Source organism: Falsiphaeobacter marinintestinus, from assembly GCF_007923355.1.
In the GTDB taxonomy this organism is placed as follows: domain Bacteria; phylum Pseudomonadota; class Alphaproteobacteria; order Rhodobacterales; family Rhodobacteraceae; genus Phaeobacter_A; species Phaeobacter_A marinintestinus.
Genome location: NZ_VOGO01000005.1, coordinates 227,061 through 253,949, shown reverse-complemented (window position 1 = coordinate 253,949; position 26,889 = coordinate 227,061). Strand labels below are relative to the sequence as shown.

Genomic DNA, 26,889 nt, shown 5'->3' with positions numbered 1-26,889 from the left:
GCCCGCTTCACGCCGCGAGTCGGTTGTCCGTTACCCGGTACATTTCCAGGCTGATCGGATGGTCACACATGGCTTTGTATTCATGTGTGTCGCGCCATTCCGGGATGGCGGCCAGTTTTCGGTTCAGGTTCGGGCACAGCATCAGCTCGTCCCGGCCCGACCGGTATTCGGGCATACGGCCCATCTGGCGCAAGGCATCTTTGATAAAGGCAAGTACACTGCGTGTTTCGTTCAGGTCATCCTGAGCATGCACGTTACAGAACAGACGCACGATGCGATCCGAAAAGGTAAGGCTGACACTTGCGGTATGGATGCCCCGCGCGGGGCAATACGACTGTCTTGATACAGCGATATCTGTCACCAACATGATGAACTCCCGTTACTCAAACAAACCGGAACACAGATCCGGATACTGATACATATCAATGCCAATCAAGCAGATTCGTGGCTTTGATGAGTCAGAAATAGGTACCCGGCGCGTCAATTTCCAGTGTTAATTGTAAACCTCCCTTATTTAATTGCAGCGACACTTGAAGATGCCCGGATACTCACCAAATTAACCCCGAGGCCCGATGTGGGACGTGCTGCTTTGCAGGCGTTTGCCGGAAAATTGGGCGCTTTACGAAGGAGAGACAGATGGACTTGAACAAGTTCACAGACCGCGCACGAGGATTCGTGCAGGCCGCGCAGACCATTGCATTGCGCGAAGGGCACCAGAGACTGGCGCCTGAACACATTCTTAAAGCACTGATGGATGACGACCAGGGGTTGGCAAGCAACCTGATTTCCCGTGCTGGCGGCGCGCCCGTCCGCGTGGTCGAATCCCTGGACGGTGCGTTGGCCAAGATCCCGCAGGTCAGCGGCGATTCTGGTCAGATCTATATGGACAGCGCCACCGCCAAGGTGATGGACGAAGCCGAAAAGATCGCCAAGAAGGCCGGCGACAGCTTTGTGCCCGTCGAACGCATTCTGATGGCTTTGGCGATGGTGAAGTCACCCGCCAAGACCGCGATGGAAGCAGGCGCGGTGACCGCGCAGAAGCTGAACGAAGCGATCAATGATATCCGCAAGGGCCGCACCGCTGACAGCGCCAGTGCCGAAGAAGGGTATGACGCGCTCAAGAAATACGCGCGCGACCTGACCGAGGCGGCTGCCGAGGGCAAGATCGACCCGATCATTGGCCGCGACGATGAAATTCGCCGCGCCATGCAGGTTCTGTCGCGCCGCACTAAGAACAACCCGGTTCTGATTGGTGAACCCGGTGTCGGTAAAACCGCGATCGCCGAGGGCATGGCCCTGCGCATCATCGACGGCGACGTGCCCGAATCCCTGCGCGACAAGAAACTGCTCGCGCTCGACATGGGTGCCCTGATCGCCGGTGCAAAATACCGCGGTGAGTTCGAAGAACGCCTGAAGGCGGTCCTGACCGAGGTCACCGAGGCTGCTGGCGAAATCATCCTGTTCATCGACGAAATGCACACGCTGGTTGGCGCGGGCAAATCCGATGGCGCGATGGATGCGGCGAACCTGATCAAACCGGCCCTCGCCCGGGGTGAGTTGCACTGTATCGGTGCCACCACGCTGGATGAATACCGCAAGTATGTCGAAAAAGACGCGGCCCTTGCCCGCCGGTTCCAGCCGGTCGTGGTCTCGGAACCGACCGTCGAAGACACCATTTCGATCCTGCGGGGCATCAAGGAAAAGTACGAACTGCACCACGGCGTGCGGATTTCGGACTCGGCCCTGGTGGCGGCGGCAACCCTGTCGAACCGCTATATCACGGACCGGTTCCTGCCGGACAAGGCCATCGATCTGATGGACGAAGCCGCGTCGCGGCTGCGGATGGAGGTCGACTCCAAGCCAGAAGAACTCGATGCGCTTGACCGTCAGATCCTGCAATTGCAGATCGAAGAACAGGCGCTGAAGCTGGAAGACGATGCAGCCTCCAAGGACCGTCTGGAAACCCTCCAGAAGGATCTCGCGAATCTGCAGGAAAAATCGTCCGAGATGACGGCGCAATGGCAGGCTGGTCGTGACAAGATGGCATCGGCTCGTGATCTTAAAGAACAGCTTGATCACGCACGCGCCGAACTCGACATCGCCAAGCGCGAAGGCAATCTCGCCCGCGCGGGGGAACTCAGCTATGGCTTGATCCCCGAGCTTGAGAAAAAGCTGGCCGAAGCCGAAGCTCAGGAAGGCGACGTCGCCGTGGAAGAGGCCGTGCGCCCCGAACAGATCGCGGCCGTTGTCGAACGCTGGACCGGTATTCCGACCTCGAAAATGCTGGAAGGCGACCGTGAAAAGCTGCTGCGCATGGAAGACGAACTGCATCGCCGTGTGATTGGCCAGTCGTCTGCCGTCAAGGCTGTGGCCAACGCTGTTCGCCGGGCCCGCGCCGGGTTGAACGACGAAGGCCGCCCGCTGGGATCGTTCCTGTTCCTTGGGCCGACCGGTGTTGGTAAGACCGAGCTGACCAAGGCGGTCGCGAACTTCCTGTTCGACGACGACAACGCGATGGTGCGGATCGACATGTCGGAATACATGGAGAAACACGCTGTCGCCCGTCTGATCGGTGCCCCTCCGGGCTATGTCGGCTATGACGAAGGCGGTGTGCTGACCGAAGCCGTGCGACGCAGACCCTATCAGGTCGTGCTGTTTGACGAGGTCGAAAAGGCGCATCCGGACGTGTTCAACGTGCTGTTGCAGGTGCTCGATGACGGTGTGCTGACCGATGGTCAGGGCCGCACCGTGGACTTCAAGCAGACGCTGATCATCCTCACGTCCAACCTAGGGGCGCAGGCGCTCAGCCAATTGCCCGAAGGCGCAGATGCGTCGGACGCCAAGCGCGATGTGATGGAGGCCGTCCGGGCGCACTTCCGGCCCGAATTCCTGAACCGTCTGGACGAGACGATCATCTTCGACCGCCTCAAGCGGAGCGATATGGATGGTATTGTCGATATCCAGCTGGCGTTGCTGAAAAAACGTCTGGCCGATCGCAAGATCGATCTGCAACTGGACGAAGGCGCGCGGGAATGGCTGGCGAACGAAGGCTATGACCCTGTCTTTGGGGCCCGTCCTCTGAAGCGCGTGATCCAGCGTAGCTTGCAGAACGAACTGGCCGAAATGCTTCTGGCTGGTGACATCAAGGATGGCGATGTGGTTCCGGTCAGCGCCGGGATCGATGGTCTGATCATCGGGGATCGCATCGGCACGTCGGAGCGTCCCAAACCGGACGACGCCGTGATCCACTAAACGTCTGTTGCAAGACAAAAGACAAACGCCCGCCTGATCGTTCAGGCGGGCGTTTTTTGGTCTTAGGTCATCACGCGACACACCCAATTAGGGTCCTGGCGGGTGCGACGCTGACGAAACAGACCGCGCGGCACCGATGATCAGGCTATTGAACGTAATCCAGTCTGATCTGTTCCAGACCCGCAGCGACATTCAAACCGTTTTGACCCTGAACACTGAACGGCTGCAGGGCAAAGCTGTTTCCGACACTGAACAACGCATTTGCACCCACGCCACCAACGACAGTGGCTTCGGCTCCAACCCCGTCATATTTTCCAGCCAAGGCACCAGCCGCGTTTCCACCCGATGGTGCAAAGACGGCCCACATGATGTGGCTGTCGTGCGTGATGCCGATATCGATGCCAATCTTGGTGACACGTCCGGTATAGTTTTCCTCGACCCCGTCGTTCTTTTTCAGGATGCAGGTCATGGCTTTCTTTGATCCCAGAAGCAGACCGATACCGCCTTCTACGTCGCATTCAAGCATGCCGACCTGAATGTAATTCTTGTCCGATGCCCAGGCTGCGGACGCGAGTGCCAATGTGGTGGCCAGCGCACAAGCTGTGCCAAGAGCGGATACTTTCAGAGACGTGAGGGGCATGTAATGTTCCTACTTAAAGGGGGCGGATTTTCAATTGAACTGAGGCGCAAGTCTTTTGCATGCTGCCAGCGAAAGCCAGCCTCGGCGACAAACAGACGATACTTCCCCAAACGAGTCCAGTTCGAACGATCCAAACCCAGAGAATGCGGCTCAAATCCGCCGTCAGATGGGAAAGGTGCAGGCAAACGGGCACAAAAACGCCCGCCACGTAAAACAGGCGGGCATTTTCATGTCGCCATTCAGGGGCTGGATCCACGCTCAGTGAAACGGCGATTTAGCAGATATTGACGCGCTTCCGAGGCCATGTCTAAAGCCAGTACGATATACATAACGCTGTTGCCCGCCTCACCCAGTTCGGCATCCAGCATATGCCGACGCCTGATCAGCCCTCACCAAACGTGGCGATGGGACATCGTGCACGATAACATCAGGCTTTACCGCACCTGCGAAAAGGACACCAAATGCCCGATGCCTCTGCCCACCCGGGAGAACCCCATTATATCACGCGCAGCGGCTGGTTGCGTGCCGCCGTCCTTGGCGCGAATGACGGGGTGGTCTCTGTCTCATCCCTGATTGTCGGGGTCGCGGCGGCAAATCCTGACCCAAGCGCCGTCATCATCGCCGGGGTTGCCGGGCTGTCCGCCGGGGCAATGTCGATGGCTGCAGGCGAATACGTCTCTGTGTCGTCGCAATCTGATACCGAACGGGCCGACATCGCACGCGAAACCCAAGCGTTGCAGGACTTTCCCGACGAAGAACTTGCCGAACTTGCCGCCATCTATCAGGACAAGGGCCTCAGCGAAGAAACCGCACTTGTGGTTGCCAAAGAACTGACCGCGCATGACGCGCTGGGTGCTCATGTCCGGGATGAGCTCGGGCTTTCAGACGTACACACCGCAAACCCGCTTCAGGCCGCATTCACATCGGGCGTGACCTTCAGCGTCGCTGCGGCGATCCCATTGCTGGCCGCGTTTCTTGCACCTGCCGGATCGATTATACCGGTCGTTCTGGTTGTCACAGTCTTCACGTTGGCGGCCTTGGGGGCGATGGGCGCAAAGGCAGGCGCGGCCCCGATTTTGCGCGCAACCATTCGCGTCGTCGTATGGGGCGTGTTTGCGATGGCCGTCACGGCGGGCGTGGGTTGGCTGTTCGGTGTGAGCGTATAATCGGCACTCGCTGCGACCAAAGGCAGGGCCGGGCTGTGGTCGGCGCATTTTGTGACCCAAGGTAACAATGTCATCGTCGGGCCAGTTCGATATTCGTTGCGCCAAATGTCAAACGACCTGCACAGGCAGTGCAACTGACAAACTGCAAAGGAATGCGCGATGAGCGATGTCGACACCCTGTTCCGCCCCGTTGATCTGGGCAAGCTCAGCCTGAAAAACCGGATCGCCATGGCGCCGATGACGCGCACCTATTCGCCCGGTAACGTGCCCAATGAAAAGGTGGTCGACTATTATCGTCGCCGGGCCGAAGGTGGCGTTGGCCTGATCATCACCGAAGGTACCTTTGTCGACCACGTTGCCGCCAGCGGCTATCCCAACGTGCCCGCGTTTTATGGCGAAGAGGCGCTGGCCGGATGGAAAAAGGTTGTCGATGCCGTGCACGCTGCCGGGGGCAAGATCGCCCCGCAGCTTTGGCATGTCGGCGCCATCCGCCGCCCCGGCGTCCAGCCCGGTGGTGATACCCCGGGCCACAGCCCCAGCGGCATGGCCTTCCCTGGCAAAGTCACCGGACACGCGATGACCCAGCAGGATATCGACGATGTGGTCGCCGCCTTTGCCAAGGCTGCCGCAGACGCCAAGGCCATCGGTTTTGATGCCATCGAACTGCACGGCGCGCATGGGTACCTGATCGACCAGTTTTTCTGGGAAGGCACCAACCAGCGCGACGATTCATACGGCGGCGACCTTGCTGCCCGCTCGCGCTTTGCGCTCGAAATCGTCCAAGCGGTGCGCGCCGCCGTCGGCGAAGACTTCCCGATCATCTTCCGGTTTTCGCAGTGGAAGCAGCAGAACTATGCTGCCCGCCTGTGCGAAACACCCGAAGAACTGGGCGATTTCCTGAACGCTTTGGCCGATGCTGGTGTCGACATCTTCCACTGCTCGACCCGCCGCTTTTGGGAGCCCGAGTTTGAAGGCAGCGATTTGAACCTTGCCGGATGGGCCCGGAAACTGACCGGAAAGCCCGCGATCACCGTGGGCAGCGTCGGCCTGAACGCCGATTTCCTGCCCGAAGACGGCACCGCCGACTTCAAGGCCGCTGAACCCGCCAGCCTCGACAACCTGCTTGAGCGGTTTGAGCGTGACGAATTCGACGTCGTCGCCGTCGGCCGCGCCCTGATCGCCAACCCGGACTGGGCCAACAAACTGGCCAATGGCAAAGCGACCGATCTTGCAGCCTATGAAAAGGACATGCTGAAAGAACTGATCTGATCACCCCACAGGGATGAGGCGCAGTGGCTTAAGAAAAAGCTATTCGCCTATCCCGGTGCCTACCGCCCAGACGGGCTTTCTGCGGGTGACAGTTTGCGCCTTGCGCCCAGTTTGAATCGGCCGGGCGTGCCAAAGTCGCGCATCGCGACTCCGGCGGCGAATTCGCCGAACACGGGTCCGTGCTTGAACAGGTGTCCCGAACAGCCGCCCGCCAACAGGACATTGTCGTGCTGGGGGTGGAAATCGATGATGAAATGCGTGTCGGGCGTCAGGATGATCTGGTTGAACTTGCTGTCCACCACCCGCTCTCCGGTCAAGCCGGGCAGGCGTTTGTCGATATACTGACGGGTGCGCGACAGCATCTTTTGCTTGATCAGCCGTTCGTCATTGTCCAGATCAATCTTGTCCGGGATCACCACGGCGGCCTTCACACCTGATCCTTCGACCGAAGGCAACCCGAACGATCCCTGCCCATGGTCAATCCAGCACGGCATCCGTTCCTGATCAAACAGGTCCGAGCCATCCGGCGTTGAATGATACAGCACGTTGACCCCGACAATGGTCGACAACGGTTTGACCGTGCGCGGGAACATATCTGCCATCCACGGGCCAGTGGCGATCACGATCAGATCGGCCTCTAACCGCTTTCCGTCCAGCATCGGATGCTCATCCGCATCCGTTGTCACCCGCCCGCGCCGCAACGTGCCGCCCAGCCGTTTGAACAGCGCTACGCCCGCAATCAGCGCACGATGCGCCATGATCATCCCGGCTTCGGGTTCGTAAATCCCATAGCTGATGTCAGAGGCATCGAATTGCGGAAAGAACGTCGTGATATCCTGCGGCTGGTACAGCTGATGTGGCACGCCAAGTTCGGTGAACGTCTCGCAGGTGTTGTCTTCCCAGTCGCAATGGCCTTCGGTCGCAAGGATCAGCGCGCCGCATTCATAATACAGCTTTGCCCCGGTTTCTTCTTCCAGCTCAAGCCAGCGCAGGCGGGCGTCGCGCGCCCATTTGGTATAGAAATGGTCGCGGCCATGAATCGCCCGGATCACCCGGTTGTAATCAGACGAAGACGCGCGGGCGTGCCCGGGCTCCCACCGATCGATCAGTTCGACCTTTGCGCCGCGACGGGCAAGCGAAATGGCGGTCATCAGGCCAGCGATTCCACCGCCAACCACCTTGATCTCTGGATTCCTCATCGCGCCCCGCTTTTTATCTTGCATGGTACTGAGTTCTGTATACAGTATACAGTTAAAGAGCGCAAAGAAAATGCGGCTGCCAGGGAGAAATAATGTGACGAAGCAAGATTTTAGCCTGCCGCCAGGCACCCATACCGTTGCGTTCGGAATGGGCGATTTGAACGGTATTATGCGCGGAAAACGTATACCCGCGACCCATTGGGACACGATCTGCGAAAGCGGAAATGCCCTGTCCATCGCGCTTCTCGCGCTCGATATGACGTCCGATGTCTGGGACACGCCCTATGTCAATTTCGACAACGGCTATCCCGACATGCACATGTTCCCGCTGACCAAACCCGTGGCCAGCCCGTGGGAAGAGGGCGTTGCCTTTTGCCTTGCCCGTGCCGAGGGCATGGATCACAAACCGGTCCCGATTGACCCGCGTGGCGCGCTGGCTGAGCAGGTCAAACGCGCCGCCGACATGGGCTATGAGGTCAAGACCGGGACCGAGCTTGAATTCTATCTGCTTGACCCCGAAACCCTGCAGCCCAGGGATCAGGGTATTCAGGTTTACTCCCTCGCGCGCGCTGCCGAGATGGAGCATGTTCTGGGCCCCATCCGTCAGCAGATCAACGAACTTGGTATTCCCATCGAACAGTCCAACCCGGAATATGCTCCGGGTCAGGTCGAGGTGAACATTCGCTATGACGAAGCGCTGAAAAGCGCCGATCAGGTTATCATGTTCCGCAGTCTTGTCAAAAAGCTGGCCCATGTGCACGGCTATCTGGCCAGCTTCATGGCCAAGCCGTTCATTGATCAGTCCGGCAGCGGCTTTCACGTGCACTATTCGCTGTGGAAAGACGGCAAGAACGCCTTTGCCGATGGTGGCAAGCTGAACCAGACCGGCAAATCCTTCCTTGCAGGTATCAAGAACCACATGGCCGAGATCGCTTTGGCCGGATCCACGACTCCAAACGCTTATCGCCGCCGCCAGCCTTATACGTTTTGCCCGATCAACAATTCCTGGGGCTATGACAATCGCACCGTCGGTCTGCGTGTCATCGAAGGCGCAGACAACGCCGTGCGTGTTGAAAAGCGCGACGCGTCCGCCGACTGCAATCCCTATTACCTGCTCGCATGCGATATCGCCGCCGGTCTGGATGGCATCGAACAGGGCATGGACCCGGGCGAACCTTGCCTTGGCAACGGGTACGAACTGGAAGACGCTGAGCCACTGCCCGCCGATCTGGCAGCCGCCGTCGCGCTGGCCAAAGACAGCGAGCTGATGACGCGTGTGATGGGCGAAGATCGCAAGACGATCCTGATCCAGCAGGCCGAGCGCGAGCTTGAATTCATCGCCCAGCAGGTCACCCCGGTCGAAATCGAACGCTATCTGAGGAACCTCTGAGATGAAGATCGTGCGGGTCATTGGCACGGCGACGGCAACAGCCAAGCTGACCGGTCTGACCGGGCAAAAGCTGATGATCGTAGACGTCCAGGACGCCAAGGGCAAAGTGCTGATCCCGGCATGCGTCGCCGTCGACAGCGTCGGCGCAGGGCGGGGCGATCTGTGCCTGATGGTCGAAGGATCAGCGGCGCGGATGGCTTCCGACGGTCTGCCCATCGATGCCGCCCTGATCGCGATCCTCGACCAGGTCTCAGTCTAAGTCCCGATTTGAACAACACCGATATACGAAAACATAAGGAGAAGTGAGCATGGCTCAGAAACCAGCAGCCGGGCAAACCGCCCTTGGAATGATCGAAACCCGTGGCCTTGTCGCGTCAATCGAAGCCGCAGATGCCATGGTCAAGGCCGCCAGCGTCTCCATCGTCAGCCAGTCGAAATCCGGCGGCGGTCTGATCACCACGCTGATCCGCGGTGAAGTGGGCGCAGTCAAGGCGGCAACCGACGCTGGCGCAACCGCTGCCAACAAGGTCGGCGAAGTGGTGGCCGTGCATGTCATCGCCCGCCCCCATGACGAACTTGAAGATCTGCTCGCGACCCTGTCCGGCGCCGCCGACTAAACGCGTCAAAGCAGATCATGACGGGCGGCCCATGACGGGGGCAGCCCAGCACACTCACATTCAGCAGGTGACACGATGAGCGTCGCAGGGTTTGAAGAATTTGCCAACACGGTCTCGGCGTCGTCCGGGTCGAAAGAGCTGCCGCAAACCCCGGCGCTTTCCCGGATCTCGGTGCTGGGCGGTGGTGACGATGCACGCATGTACGCGGCGCTGGCCTTGGCGGATGGCAAGGACGTGACGCTGTTTTCGGCCTATGGGGCCGAGCTGTCGGATATTCGTGCGGCCGGGTCAGTGACCCTGCGGGGCGAAGGCCCGATTGGGTCCTTCCACGTCGATCAGCCGCGCGGCCCGTCCATCACCACGACCTCAGCGCTGGATGATGCGGTGGGCAACGCAGACGCGATCATTCTGACCGGCCCGCTTCATAAGCAGCGCACCTATGCGATGGTTCTGGCCGATCATCTGGGCGATGATCAGGTTCTGGTCCTGCCCAATGCCCGCTCCCTTGGCGCGGTCGAGGTCGCGTGGCTGCTGCAATCCGGTGGATGCAGTGCGGATGTGACTATCGTCGAAATCGGCGGCGCGCCGTTCTGGGTGTCGCGTGATAAATCCACTCTTGTCTTGTCGGCCTGTGCTCCGGTCCCCGCCGCCGTGCTGCCGCAGGGACGCGAGGCGACTATTGACGGCCTAAAAGGCTGGTTTCCCAACGCTGCGACGGCCCTGTCCTGTGTCCATTCCGGTTTCTCTGACGCCACCGGCGCGGTCGAAATTCCCGCCCTTGCGATGGGCGGCCCGGCTGTGCCCGATGGCACGCCCCATGTTCAGGATGGCGGCGTCCCGCTGGCTGAAAACCACACCTTCCGGACCCTGATCGGCCCGGCGCACGAATCCATGATTGCAAAGCTGTGGGCCGAACGCTGCGCCGTGGCCAGCGACTTTGGCGTGCGCGGAATGCCCGACGCAAGCAACGTGATCGCCCAGGTCGCCGGAACCCCAAAGGGCGCAGGTGCCCGACCCGTCCCAACCGAAGCAGAGGCCCGCGAAGCCCTTCGCGCCGGTGTCATCGGATCATTGATCCCATTGGTCTCAGCGGCCGAACTGACCGGACGCGACGTGCCCGCCACCCGCGCGATGATCGAAATGGCCATGACCGTGTTAGAGCGTGACCTCTGCGGCGCCGGGCGCCGCCTTGGCACCATTGGCGTAACCGCCACAGACGTCAGCGCCGCGCGCCGACAATTTGACCAGATACTGAACGGGGGCGTCCATGGATAAGGATCTCAGGTCCATTGCAAGCGCGCGCCGCACCGTCGAACGCGCGTGGGAGGCGTACAATCGTTTCCTCGGCACAGATCCCGCCCACATCGACGCCATTGTCGACGCCATGGCCCGCGCGATCGAACCCGAGGCCAAGCAACTTGCCGAACTCGCTGTCGAAGAAACCGGATACGGCAATGTTGAAGACAAGCGGGTCAAGAACCTGTTTAACGCCTTGTCCGTCGCTGATTACCTGCGCGAAATCACGACACTGGGCGTGCTTTGGCGCGATGACGCGGCCAAGATTGCGGCCATCGGCGTGCCGATGGGCGTCGTGGCTGCGCTGATCCCGGTCACCAACCCGAACTCCACGATCATCTTCAAGGTGCTCAGCGCGGTGAAGGCAGGCAACGCGATTGTCTGCGCCCCGCATCCCCGTGGCCTGAAAAGTGGCATCGAAACTGTACGCATTCTGGCCGAGGTCGCCGAAAGCATGGGCGCGCCCAAGGGGCTGATCCAATGTCTGGACGAGGTCACAATCGAAGGCACCGCCGAGCTTATGCGTCACAAGCGCACCTCGGTCGTGATGGCCACGGGTGGGCCCGCGATGGTCAAGGCGGCCTATTCCTCGGGCAAACCGACGCTGGCCGTCGGTGCCGGAAACGTGCCGGTCTATGTGCACAAATCCAAATCGCGCGACATCGGCGAAGTCGCCGAACAGATCATCACCTCGAAATCCTTCGACTATGGCACCGCCTGCGTCAGCGAACAGGCGGTGATCGCCGACCGCGAAATCGCCCGCGAATTGCGGCAGGAAATGAAAATGCGCGGCGCGTATTTCTGCACCCCGGCCGAAGCCGACAGGCTGGCGGGCGTTATCTTTACCGGCAAACGGGCGATGAACCCGGCCAATGTCGGCCAGTCGCCCGAAAGTCTGGCCCAGCAAGCGGGGATTTCCCTGCCCCCCAAAACCCGCTGCCTTGTCAGCGAAGAAACCGAAATCGGCTGGCAGCGTCCGCTCAGCGCTGAAAAGCTGAACCCGGTTCTTGCGTTTTATGAGGCGAAGACCAGCGAAGACGGCGTTAACCTCGCCGAGCGTATCGCCAAGTTCGAAGGCTGGGGGCACACCTCGATCATCCATTCCGACGACCCTCAGGTCGTGGCCGAATTCAGCCGCATCCCGACGGGACGCATTCTTGTAAACACACCGGGAATCCTGGGCGGCATGGGCTTCAGCACCGATCTGGAACCCAGCTTTATGCTGGGCACCGGCACCTGGTCGGGCTCGATCACGTCCGACAACGTGACCGCGCTGCACCTGATCAATATCAAGCGCGTGGCGTATGAAAACCGCCCCTGGCGCGACATTTACGAAGTTTATGGAGGCTAAAACATGGCCATTACCATTCGCGCTCTGGTGCAGATCGACAATCTCCAGCCCAAGTTCGCCGCCTTCAACGGGGCCACGGTGCAAGGCTCGGTTCCGATGTCGGGCGACACGATTCTGATCGGTGAATTCGCGCCGGGCAACGGCGTCTTCACCTTGATCGACCGCGCGCTGAAAGCGTCCTCGGTCGAGACCACCACCCAGATGGTTGAACGCGAGTTCGGGTTTTTTATCCTGCGCTCCCCCTCGAACGCCGAGGTCAGCGCCGCCCGCGACGCTATTCTGGCCGAACTCGGCCAGACGATGAGCGACCGGATCAAACCACATGTCGCCTCGACCCAGATCATCACCAGTGTTGAGCCGTTTCAGGCGCAGCTCCTGAACAAATGGCGCAAAGGTGCCTTGCTGGTGCCGGGCCAGACGCTGGGCATTCTTGAATGCGCGCCTGCTGCCTATATTGCCCACGCCACGAATGAGGCCGAGAAATCAGCGAATATCGACATCGTCGAAGTCCGCGCTGTGGGCCGTTATGGCCGGATGTTCATCTCGGGTGGCGAAGATGACGTGAAAACCGCGATCCAGGCCGCCTCAGCCGCCATCGAAGCCGTCGACGGCACCGAACAGAAATGAGCACCGGGCGGCGGGTCATAGGCGCAAGCGAGGTCAGCGATGCAAGGGCGCGTCAGCGCAATGTAATCGAAGTGCTGCCCGGCGATATCGTCACCGCCGAAGCCCGCGATCAGGCCGAACGGCTGGGCATCAAGCTGGTCGATGGCCCGTTGGAACGCCCCGAACCCGTCCGTACCGATGGCGCAACAGCCGCGCGCCGGGGCCTGTGGCGGCGCTCGCCGCGTTGGGTCGCGCCCAGTAACCGCATCTCGCATAGCCCCAGACGCTTTACCAAGATCGCCTTCATCGGGGCCGGGGGTGTTGGCATGAACGCCGCGCATCTGTGCGCCAATGCCGAAATGGCGCACGAGATCGTTCTGATCGACATCGCGCCCGGTGTCGCTGCGGCGAATGCTCTGGATCTGAACCACGCCAGCGGCGTCTCCCGCGCCCGCACCCGCGCCAGCGGTGGGCAATCGCTGGCCTTGGTCGAAGGCGCTGATGTTGTGTTGGTGACGGCCGGGCGCGCCCGTCAGCCGGGCATGACCCGCGCGGATCTGATCGACGTGAACCGCCGCGTGATCCACGCCGCAGGGGCCGCGATTGCAACCCACGCGCCCAACGCCATCGTCGTCGTGGTGACCAACCCGCTGGACGAAATGACCGTCGAAATGCTGCGCGCCACCGGCTTTCCCCGTAATCAGGTGCTGGGCATGGCCGGAACACTCGATTCCAGCCGGTTTCGCAATGCTCTGGCCATGGCCGCCAAGGTCGATACCCGCGATGTCGAAGCGATCACGCTGGGCAGCCACGGCGACGAAATGGCCCCCATCGTGTCGGCCAGCCGCATCAAGGGCCGCCCGCTGGACGTGTTCCTCAGCGCAGAGCAAATCGCCGATTGCGTCAAGGACGCGATCACCGGCGGTGGTCAGGTCGTTGCACTTAAGAAAACCGGATCGGCTGTGATCGCACCGGCCCATGCCTCGGTCGAAGTGATGGACCATCTGCGTGGCGCCCGTGCCGGAACCGTACCGGTTTCGGTGATGCTGGAAGGTGAATACGGCATCGACGGTGTTGTGCTGGGCGTGCCCTGCCACCTTGGCGAAACCGGGCTGATCAAGGTGCAGGAACTGGCGCTGCCCGATGATGAACTTGCCCAACTCAGAACCGCCGCAGACGCGATCCGCGCAAGGCTCGCGGAATGACCAAGGAAACCTATTTTTCCGGCGGGCGGTTTGAACAGGTCGGGTCTTATGCGCGGGCCAAGCGGGTCGGGCCGTTTGTCTGGGTCGCGGGCACCACGGCCATCGAACCTTCGGGCAAACTGCACGCGCCAGACGATGCCTATGCCCAATCTTTATACATCTTCGCCCGCATCCGCGAAGCCTTGGAAAGCGTCGGGGCCGAGATGCGCCATGTCGTGCGCACTACCGGATTTCTGACCGACATGAAGGCAGGGGCCGCCGGTCTGGTCCGCGCCCATGGCGAAGTTTTTAACGGCATTGACCCGGTCATGGCCGCGGTTGAGGCCGGGTTGACCACACCGGGCATGGTTGTCGAGATCATGGTGGATGCCGTGATACACGATGAAAACGGTGAAATTCAGTTGAAATAAACGCCGCACGGGCCTGGGCTTGGCAATTGACCGAATCCACGTACCGTGTACTGTATACAGAATACAATCTCACGGGGAGACATAGAATGACCAGGATTTTGACCAAGGGACTATGTTCGGCAGCGATGGCCGGGCTTCTCAGCGCGGGCGCAGCAACGGCCGAAGTAAAGGTAGGCTTTATCGGCTCGCTGTCCTCGGATACCGGGCGCAGCACCCTGCGCGGCGCACAGATCGCGATTGATGAACTGAACGCAAATGGCGGCGTCATGGGCGGTCAGCAGATCACCCTGATCGAAGCGGACACCGGCGAAGACGTGACCGAAGGCATCAAGGCTTATGAATATCTGGCCGAAACCGCCGAAGTCGATTTCATCATTTCAGGCAGCATCGACGATGTGTCGCTGGGTTGGCTGCCCCGGATGCAGGAATACCAGATTCCCACGCTCGACACCTGGACCAGCTATATCGGCATCATCGACATGGTGGTCGAAGACCCCGAAGGCATGGCGCCCTATTTCATGAACATCGCCTCGGACGAGGCTTTGGCGACGCTCTATATCAACTTCGGGGCGGACGTGCTGAAGGCCAAGATGGGCTGGGACTCGGTCGTGATTTTGGCAGAAGACACCGCATTCGGTCAGGCCATCACCGGTCTGGTGACCGAGGCGCTGGCACCGGTTGCCGGGATCGAGGTCAAGGATACGATCATTTATGACATCGGCACAGTCGACTTTGCGCCGATCTTCTCAAAGGCACAGGCCACCGGTGCGGACTTTATCTATCAGGTGTCGTCGGTGAACTCTCAGGTGATCTCGTCGCAATACGTGAAACTGCAGGTGCCGATGGCCATGACCGGTGTGAACGTGTCCGCGCTAGGCATGGAATACTGGGAAGACACCGGTGGCGCAGGTGGCGGAATTTCGACCCTGTCGCCGATCCCGTCGGTCGGGTTCAAGCTTGATCCGGCAAGCCAGGCGTTTGTCGATACGTATCAGGCCAAGTATGACACCCGCCCAGTTATCCCCCATTTCAACGGGTTCAACGCCTATCATGGCCTAAAGCAGGCGATGGCCGCCGCTGACGAAGCCGGTGGGTTCAAGGACGCGATGGCGTGGTCCAAAGCCATGGAAAAGCAGGACCTGATCCTTGAGATGGACGGCAAGATGTGGCTCCGCTACGGGTTCTGGGGTGCTGACGAAGTCGAAGAAGTCACTCAGCGGACCTATCCGCACAATGCCCGGTTTGACCTGACATCGCCCTATGAAGACGCGCAGCCGTCGATGGTTGTTATCCAGTGGACCGAAGATGGCGACGTCGGCGTGGTCTATCCGCCCGAATACGCGACGATGGAGTTCTCGGTTCCAAGCTGGGTCAAGTGATCCGCCGCTGACACCTCTCATCAGGGGCCGCGCGGCCCCTGATTATCCCCACCCCAAAAGGACGACTTCATGAGCCAGATCCTGATTCAGGGCCTGCTGTTGAGTGGCCTATACGCGCTTATCGCGATCGGTTTTACCTTGATTTTCAGTGTCGGGCGGGTGCTGAACCTGGCCTATGGCGCGTATCTGATGCTGGGGGGGTATGCCTATTTCTGGGTGGTCCAGACCATGCATATGCCCAAACTGCTCGGGATTCTGGTCGCCATCGGCGTCGGCGTTCTGGCTGGGCTTCTGAAGCATCGCCTGATTGTTAAGCCGCTGAAAAGCGATCCGGTTGCGGTCGAAATCGCCACCCTGATCCTTGCGGTGGTCATTCAGGCCGGCGTGGTTCTGGTGTTCAACGACAGCGCCAAGATCATGCACCCCATCGTCAACGGCGTCTGGCGCGTTGGCGGGGCGACCGTGACCTATAACATTCTGACGGCCACCATCGCCAGTTGGGTGATCCTGATCGGGCTCTATTACTTTGTGCGCAAAACCCATGTCGGCCGCGCGATTTCAGCCGTCAGCATGGATGTCAAAGGCGCCGCCATCTCGGGCATCAACCCGGATCGCATCAACATGATCACCTGGGGCCTGTCGGGCGCACTGGGCGCCATCGCAGGCGTCTTCTTTGCCAGCTACACACAACTTTCGCCCAGCATGTGGGTCGCCCCGCTGATCATCGCCGTGGCGGTGGTCATCGTCGGCGGTATCGGGTCGATCATCGGCACGCTGATCGTCGCCCATATCATCGGGTTCATGGAGATCATCAGCACCACATTGGTCGCCGCCGAACTGCGCGGCGTCTTCACCATGCTGCTGATCATCGTGGTTCTGGTGATGATGCCCAAAGGCCTGTTTGGCCGGGGGGAACTCTGATGAGCACCCAGATCACATGGAAACACCTCGCGCTTTGGGCGTTGTTCCTTGGCGGCATGGCCCTGTTGCCCATGCTTGTCGGCAAGGGCACCCTGCGCACCATCATCTTCGCCAACTACCTCGCCATCTTCGCGATGAGCTGGGACGTGTTGTCCGGCCGCACCGGATACATCAGCTTTGGCCACCCGTTCCTGATCGGGATCGGGGCCTATACCACCGCGATCCTCAGCTATCGGTTTGACGTGCCGGTTGGCATTTCGATCCCCGTCGCGGTCATCGTGACCATGGCCGCAGGCACGCTGTTCTTCCTCCCCGCACTGCGGATCAAGGGCACATACTTCGCCCTCGTCACGCTGGCTTTCATGGAGCTCATGTATCAACTGGTGCAGGTCATCCGCCCCGACCTGACCGGCGGCACTCGCGGCATCAGTGGCGTGCAAACCCTGACCCGCGGTGCAGTGAACGGCTATTACCTGTCGCTGGCTTTGATGGGGGTCATTGCGATCAGCCTGTGGGCCATGATGAAAACCCGCTTGGGCACCGCCCTGTCGGCCATCGGCATGAACGAAGAAGCGGTCGAAGGGTCTGGCCTCAACACCACCAAGCTCAAGCTGTTTGCCTTCATGGTGGGCGCAGGTGTGGCCGGGATCGGAGGCGCATTTTATGTCCACTACCTTGGTTCAATCGCGCCCCGCGCGCTGTTTGACATCAACTTCCTGTTCACCATCATCGTTGCCGCTCTGATCGGCGGGGCCAGCACCATCATCGGGCCAATGGCGGGCGCGTTCTTCCTGACCTTCCTGCTCGAATACCTGCGCCCGTTCCTGCCGGGGGCCGAGCGGTACTTCATCTACGGAAGCATCGCCCTGATCCTTTATATGTATGAACCCAAGGGCCTGTATGAAATCCTGCGCAAAGCGCGGGAACGTCTGACGGGGGCCAACGCATGACGGTGATCCTTGAACTTGAACACGTGGTGAAACGCTTTGGCGGGCTGGTCGCAACCAATGACATGAGCTTTGAGGTCGCCAAAGGCGAAAGCGTCGGGCTGATCGGGCCGAACGGTGCAGGCAAAACCACGATCTTCAGCCTGATCATGGGCGAACACAAAGCCGACTCCGGCTCGATCCGCCTGCATGGCGAAGAGCTGACCAAACTGGCCACCCACAAACGCATACGGCGCGGCGTGGCGCGCACCTATCAGGTGCCACGCCCCTTCGCCGACATGGACGTTCTGGCCAATATCGAAGTCGGGCTGATGCCGGACTCCATTATGGCGATGATCTTCACAGCGCCCGCCGATGAAGAAGCCCGTGCCATTGCGCGCTCTGTCGGCCTGAACGACGCCGATCTGCACCGTGATCCGGCTGAACTCAGCATGGGTGACCTGCGCAAGCTGGAACTGGCCCGTACCCTTGCCACCAAGCCCGAAGTCATGCTGCTGGACGAGGTTTTCGCAGGTCTGACCGCGGGCGAGATCGAACAGATCTCGGGCCTGCTGAATGAAAAACGCCAGGAGGGCATGACTTATGTGATCGTCAGCCACGACCTGCGCTCGCTTGAACCGCTGATCGACCGCGCCATCGCCATGACACAAGGCACCTTCGTCTGTCAGGGCGACTATGCCACGGTGATGAGCGACGAGGCCGTGCGCATGGCCTATCTGGGGCACTGAGGGGAATACCGATGGCACTTCTGGAAATCGACAATCTCTCGGCGTTCTATGGCCGCGCCCAGTCACTGCACAACGTCTCTTTCAACGTCGGCAAGGGCGAGATCGTCGCAGTGATCGGCACCAACGGTGCCGGGAAATCGACGCTGATGGATTCGATCATGGGCATGGTCAAGAACACCGGCGCGATCCGACTAGAAGGGCAGGACCTGATCGGCTTTGACTCAAGCGAGATCGTCAAACGCGGAGTCGGCTATGCCCCCGAACGCGCGCATTTGTTCCCGTTCATGACGGTGGAAGACAACCTGCTGGTTGGCGGCTATACCGCGCGTGATGACATCGGGCGCAACCTTGCCCATGTGCACGAACTTTTCCCGGTGCTGAAGCAACGCGCGACTCAGGAAACTGCAACCCAGTCGGGCGGCGAACGTCAGATGGTGTCGGTGGGCCGCGCCCTGATGACCTCGCCCCGCCTGTTGCTGGTCGATGAACCCACCATTGGTCTGTCGCCCAAGGTCTGCAGCGAAATCGCCGCGACCCTGAAACGGCTGAACGAAGAAGACGGCTTGACCATTCTGATCACCGAACAGAACATCAATTTTGCAATGTCGCTTGCGACCCGCGTGCATGTTCTGGAAACCGGTCACCTCAGGATCAGCGGCACACCACAGGAACTGGCCGCCGATGATGCACTGAACAAGGCCTATTTCGGGGGCTAGACGGGCCAGACCACGCAGGAGACCCCTATGCCGCTTGATGATCCCTTCGCCACCGCGACCGACATGGCGGCTGCCATCCGGCGGGGCGATACCTCGGCCACCGCTCTGCTTCAGGCCCATTTCGACCGGGTCGATCAGATCAATCCGGCCATCAACGCGATCATCTGGCAGGATCGTGACGGTGCCCTGACCCACGCCCACACCCTTGATCAGGAAGCCAGGCAAGGCAACTTTCGCGGCCCGTTCCACGGTGTTCCGGTCACCCTGAAAGAAGCCTTCGACTGGCCGGGATCACCCAGCACCTGGGGCGTACCGGCATGGGCCGACAACATCCCGGAAACACCGTCACCGGTTGCCCAACGCTACCTTGACGCGGGCGGAAACGTGTTTGGCAAGACCAACGTCCCGCTCAATCTGGCCGAATGGCAAAGCTTCAATGACATCTACGGCACCACCAACAACCCGTGGGATCAAACCCGCACGCCGGGCGGCTCGTCCGGTGGATCCGCCGCTGCACTGGCGACGGGCATGACCCCGCTTGAGGCCGGCAGCGATATCGGATCATCCATTCGAAACCCGGCACATTATTGCGGTGTATTCGGGCTGAAACCCACATGGGGCGTGGTGCCCATGATCGGCCATCTGCCACCCAACTGGCACACGGAAATCGACATCGCCGTCACCGGCCCGATGGCCCGCAGCGCCGTTGATCTGACCACCGCCTTCGATGTCCTGTCGCAATCGACCGGCCCGCGCGATGACCGAACCGACCTGTCACAATTCCGTGTCGCGGTCATGCTGGGCGATCCGGTCTGCCCGGTCGACCAACCCTATCTTGACCAGCTTGCCAACTTCACCGACCGGCTGGCACAGGCCGGCACGACTGTCGCCCTAAACACCAGGCCCGATATCGACAGCGATGCGCACTTCGACCTTTACCTGACACTGCTCGGCGCGGCCCTGTCCTTTGGGTACACGCAGGCCGACGTCGAGGCTGAAATCGCCCGCATCGAAGCCTCGGGCAGCGTGCAGGCCAAACGCATCATGCGCCCCCGCTCGGCTGGCAAATCCATGCGCCATGCCGAATGGCTGGTCGCCAACGATGCCCGCGCCATCGCGCGATCCCGGTTCGATGATTTCTTTGCTGATTGGGACATCCTGCTGGCCCCGGTCAGCGCCAGTGCGGCCTTCCCGCACGATCACAACGGCCCCCGCGACACACGGGTCATCCCGATCAACGGACACCCCCAAACCGAAATGCTGCAGCTGTTCTGGTCAGGCTACTCCGGAGTCGTCGGCCTGCCATCCGCCGTCGGCCCTGCCGGTTTCGTCAATCATCTGCCCGTCGGCTACCAAGCCATCGCAGGCCACGGACGCGATCACACCGCTCTGGCCTTCGCGCGCGCCGTCGAAACGCAACTCGGCGGATTTGTTCCGCCCCCGGATTTCGCCTGACGATCAAATCACCCCAATGTCGGCTCGGAGCCCAGGCCTCCTTTTGACAGATCTGCGGTCTCTCCTAGGAGTGATGTGTTGCGATCCACCAGATGTTGCCACATGGGTCTTTGATACCGGCCATTCTGTCCCCATGCGCCCGGTCGTTGGGCTTCATCAAATTAGTAGCACCTAATCGCAGCGCCCTTTGATGGGCTTTGTCTGCATCTTCGACATAAATATGCATCTGAGAAACATTGGCTGGATATTCGTCAGTGCATTCATTCAACATGATCAAGGAGTCGCCGATCAGTAAGCGTGCGTGCTGAACACTGTTATCATCGTATCGGCTTTCCTTGACCACCGTTGCGCCGAACGCACCAACAAGAAAGTTCATCAGCCGATCCGCGTCTTGAACCGTAAAGTAAGGCGTAATCGAATGTTGCCCCGCATCTGAGAAGTCTTCGCCGCTCACAGGATAATCCTTTGCTCCAATTCCAGTAAAGTGGCAGACGCCTTCAAAGTCCGCAATGCCCCGCAAACCGGACCTCCGGCAATCTTTCAGGCGTGTCGCCAAGAATGCGATTGTGGGTATGGAGATCGCGGCTTGTCCACAGGGTCCGGGTCCAAGCGCGATGCCCGCTAAATAGCCCCCTTTGGGTTTTGTACAAAACGGAACATCGCTCATTGTGGGCCTGTACAAAAAAGACGGTTCACCCTCTGACGGGCAAGAGGTAGAAGGCGCACAAGAGCAGTTTGCCGGAGCCGCATGATGACCGCACCCAAGCCCGTAGTCCTGTGCATCCTCGACGGATGGGGCCTTAGCGACGACACCAAAGCCAACGCACCCTATCTTGCGAACACGCCAACCTTTGACGCGATCATGTCCAATGGTCCGCACGCACGATTGATCACGCACGGTCCTGATGTTGGCCTGCCCAGCGGGCAGATGGGCAACTCGGAAGTGGGGCATACAAACATTGGTGCCGGTCGGGTCGTGGCGATGGATCTGGGTCAGATCGATCTGGCAATTGAAGACGGAAGTTTCTTTTCGAACAACAGCTTGCAGGATTTCATCGGTAGGGTAAAAGATGGTGGTGGCACTGCGCATCTGATGGGCCTTGTGTCCGATGGCGGCGTGCACGGGCACCTCACCCACATCAGCGCCGCAATCCGCGCGATAACGGATGCGGGGGTTCCTGTGGTGCTGCATGCGATCACGGATGGACGGGATGTGGCCCCGAAATCGGCCTTCACCTATTTCGAAGAACTGGAAGACGCCCTGCCCAAAGGCGCAGTGATCGGCACGGTAACAGGCCGTTACTACGCCATGGATCGTGACAACCGTTGGGAACGCGTCAAAGAAGCCTATGACGCGATGGTCCACGCCAAAGGAGGTCGCTCTCCGAACGCACATACAGCCGTCGACACCGCCTATCAGCGAGAAGAAAGTGATGAGTTCATCACAGCCACAGTTCTCAATGATTACAATGGCATGAAGGACGGTGACGGGGTCTTTTGCCTGAATTTTCGGGCCGACCGCGCCCGCGAAATCCTGCGCGCCATAGGAGAACCCGGCTTTGACGCGTTTGATATCGGCGCCCGCCCAAAGCTGTCGACCATGCTGGGCATGGTGGAATATTCCGACGATCATAACGCCTATATGACCACGGTGTTTCCGTCGCGTGATATCGTCAATACACTTGGCGAGTGGGTTTCAAAACAGGGGCTTACACAGTTTCATCTGGCCGAAACCGAAAAATACCCACATGTCACCTTCTTCCTGAACGGTGGCAAAGAGCAGCCCGAGATGGGCGAAGATCGGTATATGGCGCAATCGCCCAAGGTCGCGACCTATGACTTGCAGCCCGAAATGTCGTCTGCCGAAGTCACCGACCATTTCGTCAAGGCGATCGAAGACGGCTATGATCTGATCGTCACCAACTACGCCAACCCCGATATGGTCGGCCACACCGGCGATCTGAAAGCCGCGATCAAAGCCTGCGAAGCTGTCGATCAGGGATTAGGTCAAGTTGTTGCTGCCATTGAAAAAGCCGGTGGGGCCATGATCGTGACAGCGGACCACGGCAATTGCGAAACCATGATCGATCCGGTGACGGGCGGCCCGCACACGGCACACACCCTGAACCTGGTGCCTGTGATCTTGGTTGGCGGACCCGAGGGCGCTCAACTGCGCGACGGGCGGTTGGCTGATCTGGCCCCCACGCTCCTTGAGTTGATGGGACTGCCCAAACCACCCGAGATGACCGGAGAAAGCCTGATCGTATGATGTTTCGCGCGTTTTTGCTGATGCTCTGCCTGAGCGCCGGTGCTGCCGGTGCCCAGAGCGATCCGGCAACCGCAGCGCGCGACGCGGCTTTGTTGCTTGAGGACGCCACGCTATCCCTGCAGGGCGCAACCAGCGCACGTGATCGGGTCAAGGCGCTGACGGAAACCATTCAGGCCTTCGAGGCCGGGCTTGAGGCGATGCGCGATGGCTTGCGCCGCGCGGCCCGCCGGGAAACCCAGCTCACTCAACAGCTTGAGGCGCGTCAGGACGAGATTGCCCAGTTGCTGGGCGTGCTTCAGACCATCGAAACTTCGCCCCCTCCGGTGTTGTTGTTGCACCCGTCAGGGCCAATGGGCGCGGCCCGGTCGGGCATGATGTTGGCCGAAGTGACACCAGCCGTGCAGGCCCGCGCGGAACAGTTGAAGTCAGATCTGGAAGAGGTTCAAACCCTGCGATTGCTTCAGCAATCCGCAGTTGGGACACTGGAGAAAGGGCTCAGCGGCGCGCAAGAGGCCCGCGCGTCGCTTAGCAAAGCCATTGCCGACCGCACCAGCCTGCCGCGTCGCTTCACCGAAGACCCGGTGCGCACGGCGATTCTGATTTCTTCGACTGAAACGCTCGAAGGGTTTGCCAGCGGCCTGGCCGAAATCACCGAAGACGAAATCGAACCGCTTCCGGCCGATATCAACTATCGCAAAGGTACGCTGGCGTTACCTGTGCAGGGCGTGGTCTTGCATAAGGCCGGTCAGGCGGATGCCGCAGGTGTCAAACGCGAAGGCATCATCGTGGCAGCCCGGCCCCGGTCCCTTGTCACGTCACCCACCGCAGCGACGATCCGTTATCGCGGTCCGCTTCTGAACCTTGGCAATGTCATGATTCTTGAGCCGCAGCCCGACATGTTGATCATCCTGTCCGGACTGGCTGAGGTCTATGGCGAGGCCGGTGAAGTGATCCCGGCGGGCTCTCCGGTCGGGTTGATGGGGGGCGCAGTGCCTGAAATCGGAGCAATTCTGTCACTAAGCGGTGATGGGGCTGGAACTGACCGGTCAGAAACGCTCTATATAGAGATCAGACAGGGCGGCAGCCCGGTGAACCCGGAAACGTGGTTCCAAACCGACAAGGATGGATGAGACGAGCATGAAGAAATTCTTGATGGCCGCATTGGGCGGTACGGTGGCAGGCGTCATCGCAACAACACAGATCGCCGGGCCACTGGTCGCGCAGGAAAGCGCGCGGACCTCTAATGTGTACGAACAGCTGGATCTGTTCGGTGACATATTCGAACGGATTCGCGCCCAGTATGTCGAAGACGTTGAACCGGCCGAACTGATTGAAGCCGCCATTGACGGTATGCTGACCTCGCTTGATCCGCATTCCAGCTATCTTTCGCCCGATGACGCCGCGCAGATGCGCGTGCAGACAAGGGGTGAGTTCGGCGGTCTGGGTATCGAGGTCACGCAGGAAGAGGGCTTTGTCAAAGTTGTGTCGCCGATCGACGGCACTCCGGCGGAAGAGGCCGGGATCGAATCCGGCGATTTCGTGACACATGTGGATGGCGAAAGCCTGTTGGGCCTGACGCTGGATGACGCGGTCGATCTGATGCGTGGTCCTGTCGGGTCGGAAATCATCATCACCGTCGTGCGCGAAGGCGAAGATGAGCCGTTCGACGTGTCGATCATTCGCGACACGATCAAGCTGACAGCCGTGCGCGCCCGCACAGAAGGCAGCACAGTGGTGTTGCGGGTTACGACCTTCAACGATCAGACAACGCCCAACCTTGAGGCGACCCTTGCCGAACAGATCGAAGAAGCTGGCGGGATGGACAAGATCAACGGCATCGTTCTGGACTTGCGCAACAACCCCGGTGGCCTGCTGACACAGGCGATTAAGGTGTCGGATTCCTTCCTTGAAAAGGGCGAGATCGTATCGACCCGGGGCCGCAACCCCGAGGATGGGGAACGCTTCAATGCAACCCCGGGCGATCTGGCAGAAGGCAAACCGGTGGTCGTTCTGATCAACGGCGGTTCCGCCTCGGCCTCTGAGATCGTGGCAGGTGCGCTGCAGGATCACCGCCGTGCCATCGTGGTGGGTACCAAATCTTTCGGCAAAGGCTCGGTCCAGACCGTGATGCCGTTGCGCGGCGATGGCGCGATGCGCCTGACCACGGCACGCTATTACACACCGTCAGGTCGCTCGATCCAGGCGTTGGGTGTCAGCCCGGACATCGTGGTTGAACAGCCCCGTCGCAAGCCTGCATCCGAGGACGAGGAAGAAACCAATGCCCGCAGCACCCGGTCCGAAGCCGATCTGCGTGGGAGTCTGAACAACGACAGCCTGTCCGAAGACGAAATTCGCCAGATCGAAGAAGACCGCGCCAAGGCCGAAGCTGCTGCAGAACTGCGTGAGCAGGATTATCAGCTGGCCTATGCCATCGACATCCTGAAAGGCCTGTCAGCGCTGGGTCCGAACAAGTAAGAGTAAGACGGTCAGAAAACAGATCGAAGCCGCGCCTTTCAGGGCGCGGCTTTTTCATTGGGGCGGTTCAACGTCAATTCACGGTCGGGGCGGGAGCACACCGTTACTTTGCAGCACTTGCAGAACGTCCAGAATTGCGGCTGTACTGACCTCGACCGAGCCAAGAAAATAGACCCCGACACCGCCTTGCCCCAATTCACGCGTGCCACCGTCATCATAGCTGGGTCGCAGAGATGCCAATTGGGGCGGTAGGTCGATACAGATCGGGTGCTTGTCCAGACCAGCATGGACGGCAGCCAGAAACACGTTCCGTGCCTGATCCAGATACTCTTGCTGGTCCGCAGTGGGTTCCAGTGCTCCGGTCAACTTAACCCGCGCATCGTCGAGTTCGAACTGCACGCATTGTTCTTCGATCCGTGCAGACGCCGTTGCGCTGATACTGACATCCTGAGCAAATAGTTGCTCGCCGCGATCAGCGACACGCAATCCTTCGCGTGCGCAGTCAAAAAACTCGGCACTCATCCCGGCCTCGACAGAAACATCTTCATCTTGCGCCTTTATCGTTACGCCTGTCAGTCGGATCTTGCTGTTGCAGACATCAATCAGAGTGTCTCCGTCGTATGCCTGTACGATGGCGGTCTGCAACGCTTGCAGATCCAGAAGGGCTTCGACCCCAATACGCGTCAAAGCGACTTCAGTAAGGCGAAAGCGCAGGTCATAAGGAACGTCTGCGCCCTTGATATCCACACTGCGTTGAAACCTCAGATCGACAACTTCCGCCGCGATTGTGGCGCTGCAGGTCAGGGTGGCCAACGCAAGACCATGTACCAGTCGACGCAGTCTCTTCATTGCTCGGCGCTCCCCAACAAGCCTTTTTGATCAAGGCCACGGATCAGGTCCAAAAGTGTCGCGGCGCTGGTGTCAACCGACCCCTGCAAGGCAACGCCCAACCCGCCATCGTCGATTTCGCGAACGCCGCCAGCGTAAAACCTCGGGTCGAGGCTCGCAATTGATGGGGGCAACTCCGGGCAGACTGGATGATCGGCCAGAACTTCGCCGCCCTTTTCAAGGATCAGGTCGGTCGCTTTTTCGGTCAGACCAAAGAGATCAGCGAGCCCGCCCAGAAAACCAAGTGGATCAAGCGCGACGTCAACCAATTGAAAGCGAATGCACTTTCCCCTGGCCATCGCCTTGGCTGTTGCCGTGAAGTTCACGTTCTGGCCCAGCAGAAGCACACCGCGATAGTGAGTTTTGGGGTCTTTTGTGTTACAGGCGAACAGCTTGGCCTGAACCTGGCCGCGCACAGTGACTGCATTCCCGGTGGCATTTGCGTCTGACATCGCCAAGGCAATCTGAAGCCTGCATGTCTCTTCGAGCACGCCAGACAAAAGCCCGGCCACGTTGCGTTGAACAGATCTGAGGTCGACAAATGCATCGACGCCAAGCCGGTTCTGGCTTTCATCTGTCAGGCGCAGATACAGGATCAGCGGGAGTTGCGCGCCGCGCGCGGAAAAGGGTTGCTGTTTCTTGAAGGCCACATCGTCAGCAGCGGCCAAGCTCGCACATGCAGCGATCAAAAGTGCCAGTAAGAGCCGTGC

At 60.0% G+C, this 26,889-nt stretch carries 26 protein-coding genes; 20 read left to right on the top strand and 6 right to left on the bottom strand.

Annotated features, from left to right (window positions below; translation table 11 throughout):
* Nucleotides 1-7: 7 nt before the first annotated feature.
* Nucleotides 8-367: a hypothetical protein gene (locus FOY56_RS13100; RefSeq protein ID WP_146346293.1), complete on the bottom strand. Its 360-nt coding sequence runs from the start codon at nt 365-367 to the stop codon at nt 8-10.
* Nucleotides 368-636: 269 nt separating this feature from the next.
* On the opposite strand from FOY56_RS13100, the gene clpB reads away from it, so the two are divergent.
* Nucleotides 637-3,252, top strand: a complete 2,616-nt coding sequence (gene clpB, locus FOY56_RS13095; RefSeq protein ID WP_146346292.1) for an ATP-dependent chaperone ClpB — start codon at nt 637-639, stop codon at nt 3,250-3,252.
* Nucleotides 3,253-3,397: 145 nt separating this feature from the next.
* Here clpB and FOY56_RS13090 read toward each other — a convergent pair whose 3' ends face one another.
* Nucleotides 3,398-3,892, bottom strand: a complete 495-nt coding sequence (locus tag FOY56_RS13090; RefSeq protein WP_146346291.1) for a DUF992 domain-containing protein — start codon at nt 3,890-3,892, stop codon at nt 3,398-3,400.
* A 461-nt stretch (nt 3,893-4,353) separates the two neighbouring features.
* On the opposite strand from FOY56_RS13090, the gene FOY56_RS13085 reads away from it, so the two are divergent.
* Both FOY56_RS13085 and FOY56_RS13080 read left to right on the top strand, forming a co-directional pair.
* Nucleotides 4,354-5,058 carry a VIT1/CCC1 transporter family protein gene (locus FOY56_RS13085; RefSeq protein ID WP_146346290.1) on the top strand — a complete coding sequence of 235 codons (705 nt, stop codon included), beginning with the start codon at nt 4,354-4,356 and terminating at the stop codon, nt 5,056-5,058.
* A gap of 159 nt (nt 5,059-5,217) precedes the next feature.
* A complete protein-coding gene (locus FOY56_RS13080) occupies nt 5,218-6,327 on the top strand; it encodes an NADH:flavin oxidoreductase (RefSeq protein WP_146346289.1) in 1,110 nt (369 codons plus the stop codon).
* Between the two features lie 59 nt (nt 6,328-6,386).
* Here the strand turns inward: FOY56_RS13080 and FOY56_RS13075 are convergent, their stop codons facing one another.
* Nucleotides 6,387-7,526: an FAD-dependent oxidoreductase gene (locus FOY56_RS13075; RefSeq protein ID WP_222434987.1), complete on the bottom strand. Its 1,140-nt coding sequence runs from the start codon at nt 7,524-7,526 to the stop codon at nt 6,387-6,389.
* Nucleotides 7,527-7,620: 94 nt separating this feature from the next.
* Here FOY56_RS13075 and FOY56_RS13070 point away from each other — a divergent pair, with 94 nt between their 5' ends.
* The 14 genes from FOY56_RS13070 (at nt 7,621) to FOY56_RS13005 (ending at nt 20,547) form a co-directional block, all read left to right on the top strand.
* Nucleotides 7,621-8,916 (top strand): glutamine synthetase family protein, encoded by a 1,296-nt coding sequence (locus tag FOY56_RS13070; protein ID WP_222434986.1) that lies wholly within the window; start codon nt 7,621-7,623, stop codon nt 8,914-8,916.
* A gap of 1 nt (nt 8,917) precedes the next feature.
* Nucleotides 8,918-9,175: a EutN/CcmL family microcompartment protein gene (locus FOY56_RS13065; protein ID WP_146346286.1), complete on the top strand. Its 258-nt coding sequence runs from the start codon at nt 8,918-8,920 to the stop codon at nt 9,173-9,175.
* A 49-nt stretch (nt 9,176-9,224) separates the two neighbouring features.
* The gene (locus FOY56_RS13060; protein WP_146346285.1) at nt 9,225-9,533 is read left to right on the top strand and encodes a BMC domain-containing protein; all 309 of its coding nucleotides are present in this window, start codon (nt 9,225-9,227) and stop codon (nt 9,531-9,533) included.
* 75 nt (nt 9,534-9,608) lie between these two features.
* Nucleotides 9,609-10,808, top strand: coding sequence for a hypothetical protein (locus tag FOY56_RS13055; protein WP_146346284.1), 1,200 nt, complete (start codon nt 9,609-9,611; stop codon nt 10,806-10,808).
* Nucleotides 10,801-12,180 (top strand): aldehyde dehydrogenase family protein, encoded by a 1,380-nt coding sequence (locus FOY56_RS13050; RefSeq protein ID WP_146346283.1) that lies wholly within the window; start codon nt 10,801-10,803, stop codon nt 12,178-12,180. Before FOY56_RS13055 ends, FOY56_RS13050 begins: the two co-directional genes overlap by 8 nt.
* 3 nt (nt 12,181-12,183) lie before the next feature.
* The gene (locus FOY56_RS13045) at nt 12,184-12,807 is read left to right on the top strand and encodes a BMC domain-containing protein (RefSeq protein ID WP_146346282.1); all 624 of its coding nucleotides are present in this window, start codon (nt 12,184-12,186) and stop codon (nt 12,805-12,807) included.
* Nucleotides 12,804-13,991: a malate dehydrogenase gene (locus FOY56_RS13040; protein ID WP_146346281.1), complete on the top strand. Its 1,188-nt coding sequence runs from the start codon at nt 12,804-12,806 to the stop codon at nt 13,989-13,991. Before FOY56_RS13045 ends, FOY56_RS13040 begins: the two co-directional genes overlap by 4 nt.
* On the top strand, nt 13,988-14,401 hold the full coding sequence (locus FOY56_RS13035) for a Rid family hydrolase (protein WP_146346280.1): 414 nt from the start codon (nt 13,988-13,990) through the stop codon (nt 14,399-14,401). Before FOY56_RS13040 ends, FOY56_RS13035 begins: the two co-directional genes overlap by 4 nt.
* 86 nt (nt 14,402-14,487) lie before the next feature.
* On the top strand, nt 14,488-15,780 hold the full coding sequence (locus FOY56_RS13030; protein ID WP_146346279.1) for an ABC transporter substrate-binding protein: 1,293 nt from the start codon (nt 14,488-14,490) through the stop codon (nt 15,778-15,780).
* Between the two features lie 69 nt (nt 15,781-15,849).
* Entirely contained in the window at nt 15,850-16,701 is an 852-nt protein-coding gene (locus FOY56_RS13025; protein WP_146346278.1) for a branched-chain amino acid ABC transporter permease, read from the top strand.
* Nucleotides 16,701-17,651 carry a branched-chain amino acid ABC transporter permease gene (locus tag FOY56_RS13020; protein ID WP_146346277.1) on the top strand — a complete coding sequence of 317 codons (951 nt, stop codon included), beginning with the start codon at nt 16,701-16,703 and terminating at the stop codon, nt 17,649-17,651. The genes FOY56_RS13025 and FOY56_RS13020 overlap by 1 nt, the downstream gene beginning before the upstream one ends.
* Nucleotides 17,648-18,376, top strand: coding sequence for an ABC transporter ATP-binding protein (locus FOY56_RS13015; RefSeq protein WP_146346276.1), 729 nt, complete (start codon nt 17,648-17,650; stop codon nt 18,374-18,376). The genes FOY56_RS13020 and FOY56_RS13015 overlap by 4 nt, the downstream gene beginning before the upstream one ends.
* 11 nt (nt 18,377-18,387) lie before the next feature.
* Nucleotides 18,388-19,092 (top strand): ABC transporter ATP-binding protein, encoded by a 705-nt coding sequence (locus FOY56_RS13010; protein WP_146346275.1) that lies wholly within the window; start codon nt 18,388-18,390, stop codon nt 19,090-19,092.
* A gap of 27 nt (nt 19,093-19,119) precedes the next feature.
* Nucleotides 19,120-20,547: an amidase family protein gene (locus tag FOY56_RS13005; protein WP_146346274.1), complete on the top strand. Its 1,428-nt coding sequence runs from the start codon at nt 19,120-19,122 to the stop codon at nt 20,545-20,547.
* A gap of 64 nt (nt 20,548-20,611) precedes the next feature.
* Here FOY56_RS13005 and FOY56_RS13000 read toward each other — a convergent pair whose 3' ends face one another.
* Nucleotides 20,612-21,214 (bottom strand): VOC family protein, encoded by a 603-nt coding sequence (locus tag FOY56_RS13000; protein WP_146346273.1) that lies wholly within the window; start codon nt 21,212-21,214, stop codon nt 20,612-20,614.
* 84 nt (nt 21,215-21,298) lie between these two features.
* Between FOY56_RS13000 and gpmI the strand changes: the two genes are divergently transcribed.
* From gpmI to FOY56_RS12985, 3 genes are read left to right on the top strand one after another with little or no spacing between them, the layout of a single operon-like run.
* The gene (gene gpmI / locus FOY56_RS12995) at nt 21,299-22,816 is read left to right on the top strand and encodes a 2,3-bisphosphoglycerate-independent phosphoglycerate mutase (RefSeq protein WP_146346272.1); all 1,518 of its coding nucleotides are present in this window, start codon (nt 21,299-21,301) and stop codon (nt 22,814-22,816) included.
* Complete coding sequence (locus FOY56_RS12990) at nt 22,813-23,946, top strand: murein hydrolase activator EnvC family protein (RefSeq protein WP_146346271.1); 1,134 nt, start codon at nt 22,813-22,815, stop codon at nt 23,944-23,946. The genes gpmI and FOY56_RS12990 overlap by 4 nt, the downstream gene beginning before the upstream one ends.
* A 7-nt stretch (nt 23,947-23,953) precedes the next feature.
* Nucleotides 23,954-25,291: a S41 family peptidase gene (locus FOY56_RS12985; protein WP_146346270.1), complete on the top strand. Its 1,338-nt coding sequence runs from the start codon at nt 23,954-23,956 to the stop codon at nt 25,289-25,291.
* Between the two features lie 78 nt (nt 25,292-25,369).
* Here FOY56_RS12985 and FOY56_RS12980 read toward each other — a convergent pair whose 3' ends face one another.
* Nucleotides 25,370-26,140, bottom strand: a complete 771-nt coding sequence (locus tag FOY56_RS12980; RefSeq protein ID WP_146346269.1) for a hypothetical protein — start codon at nt 26,138-26,140, stop codon at nt 25,370-25,372.
* Nucleotides 26,137-26,847 carry a hypothetical protein gene (locus tag FOY56_RS12975; protein ID WP_146346268.1) on the bottom strand — a complete coding sequence of 237 codons (711 nt, stop codon included), beginning with the start codon at nt 26,845-26,847 and terminating at the stop codon, nt 26,137-26,139. The genes FOY56_RS12980 and FOY56_RS12975 overlap by 4 nt, the downstream gene beginning before the upstream one ends.
* Nucleotides 26,848-26,889: the final 42 nt, after the last annotated feature.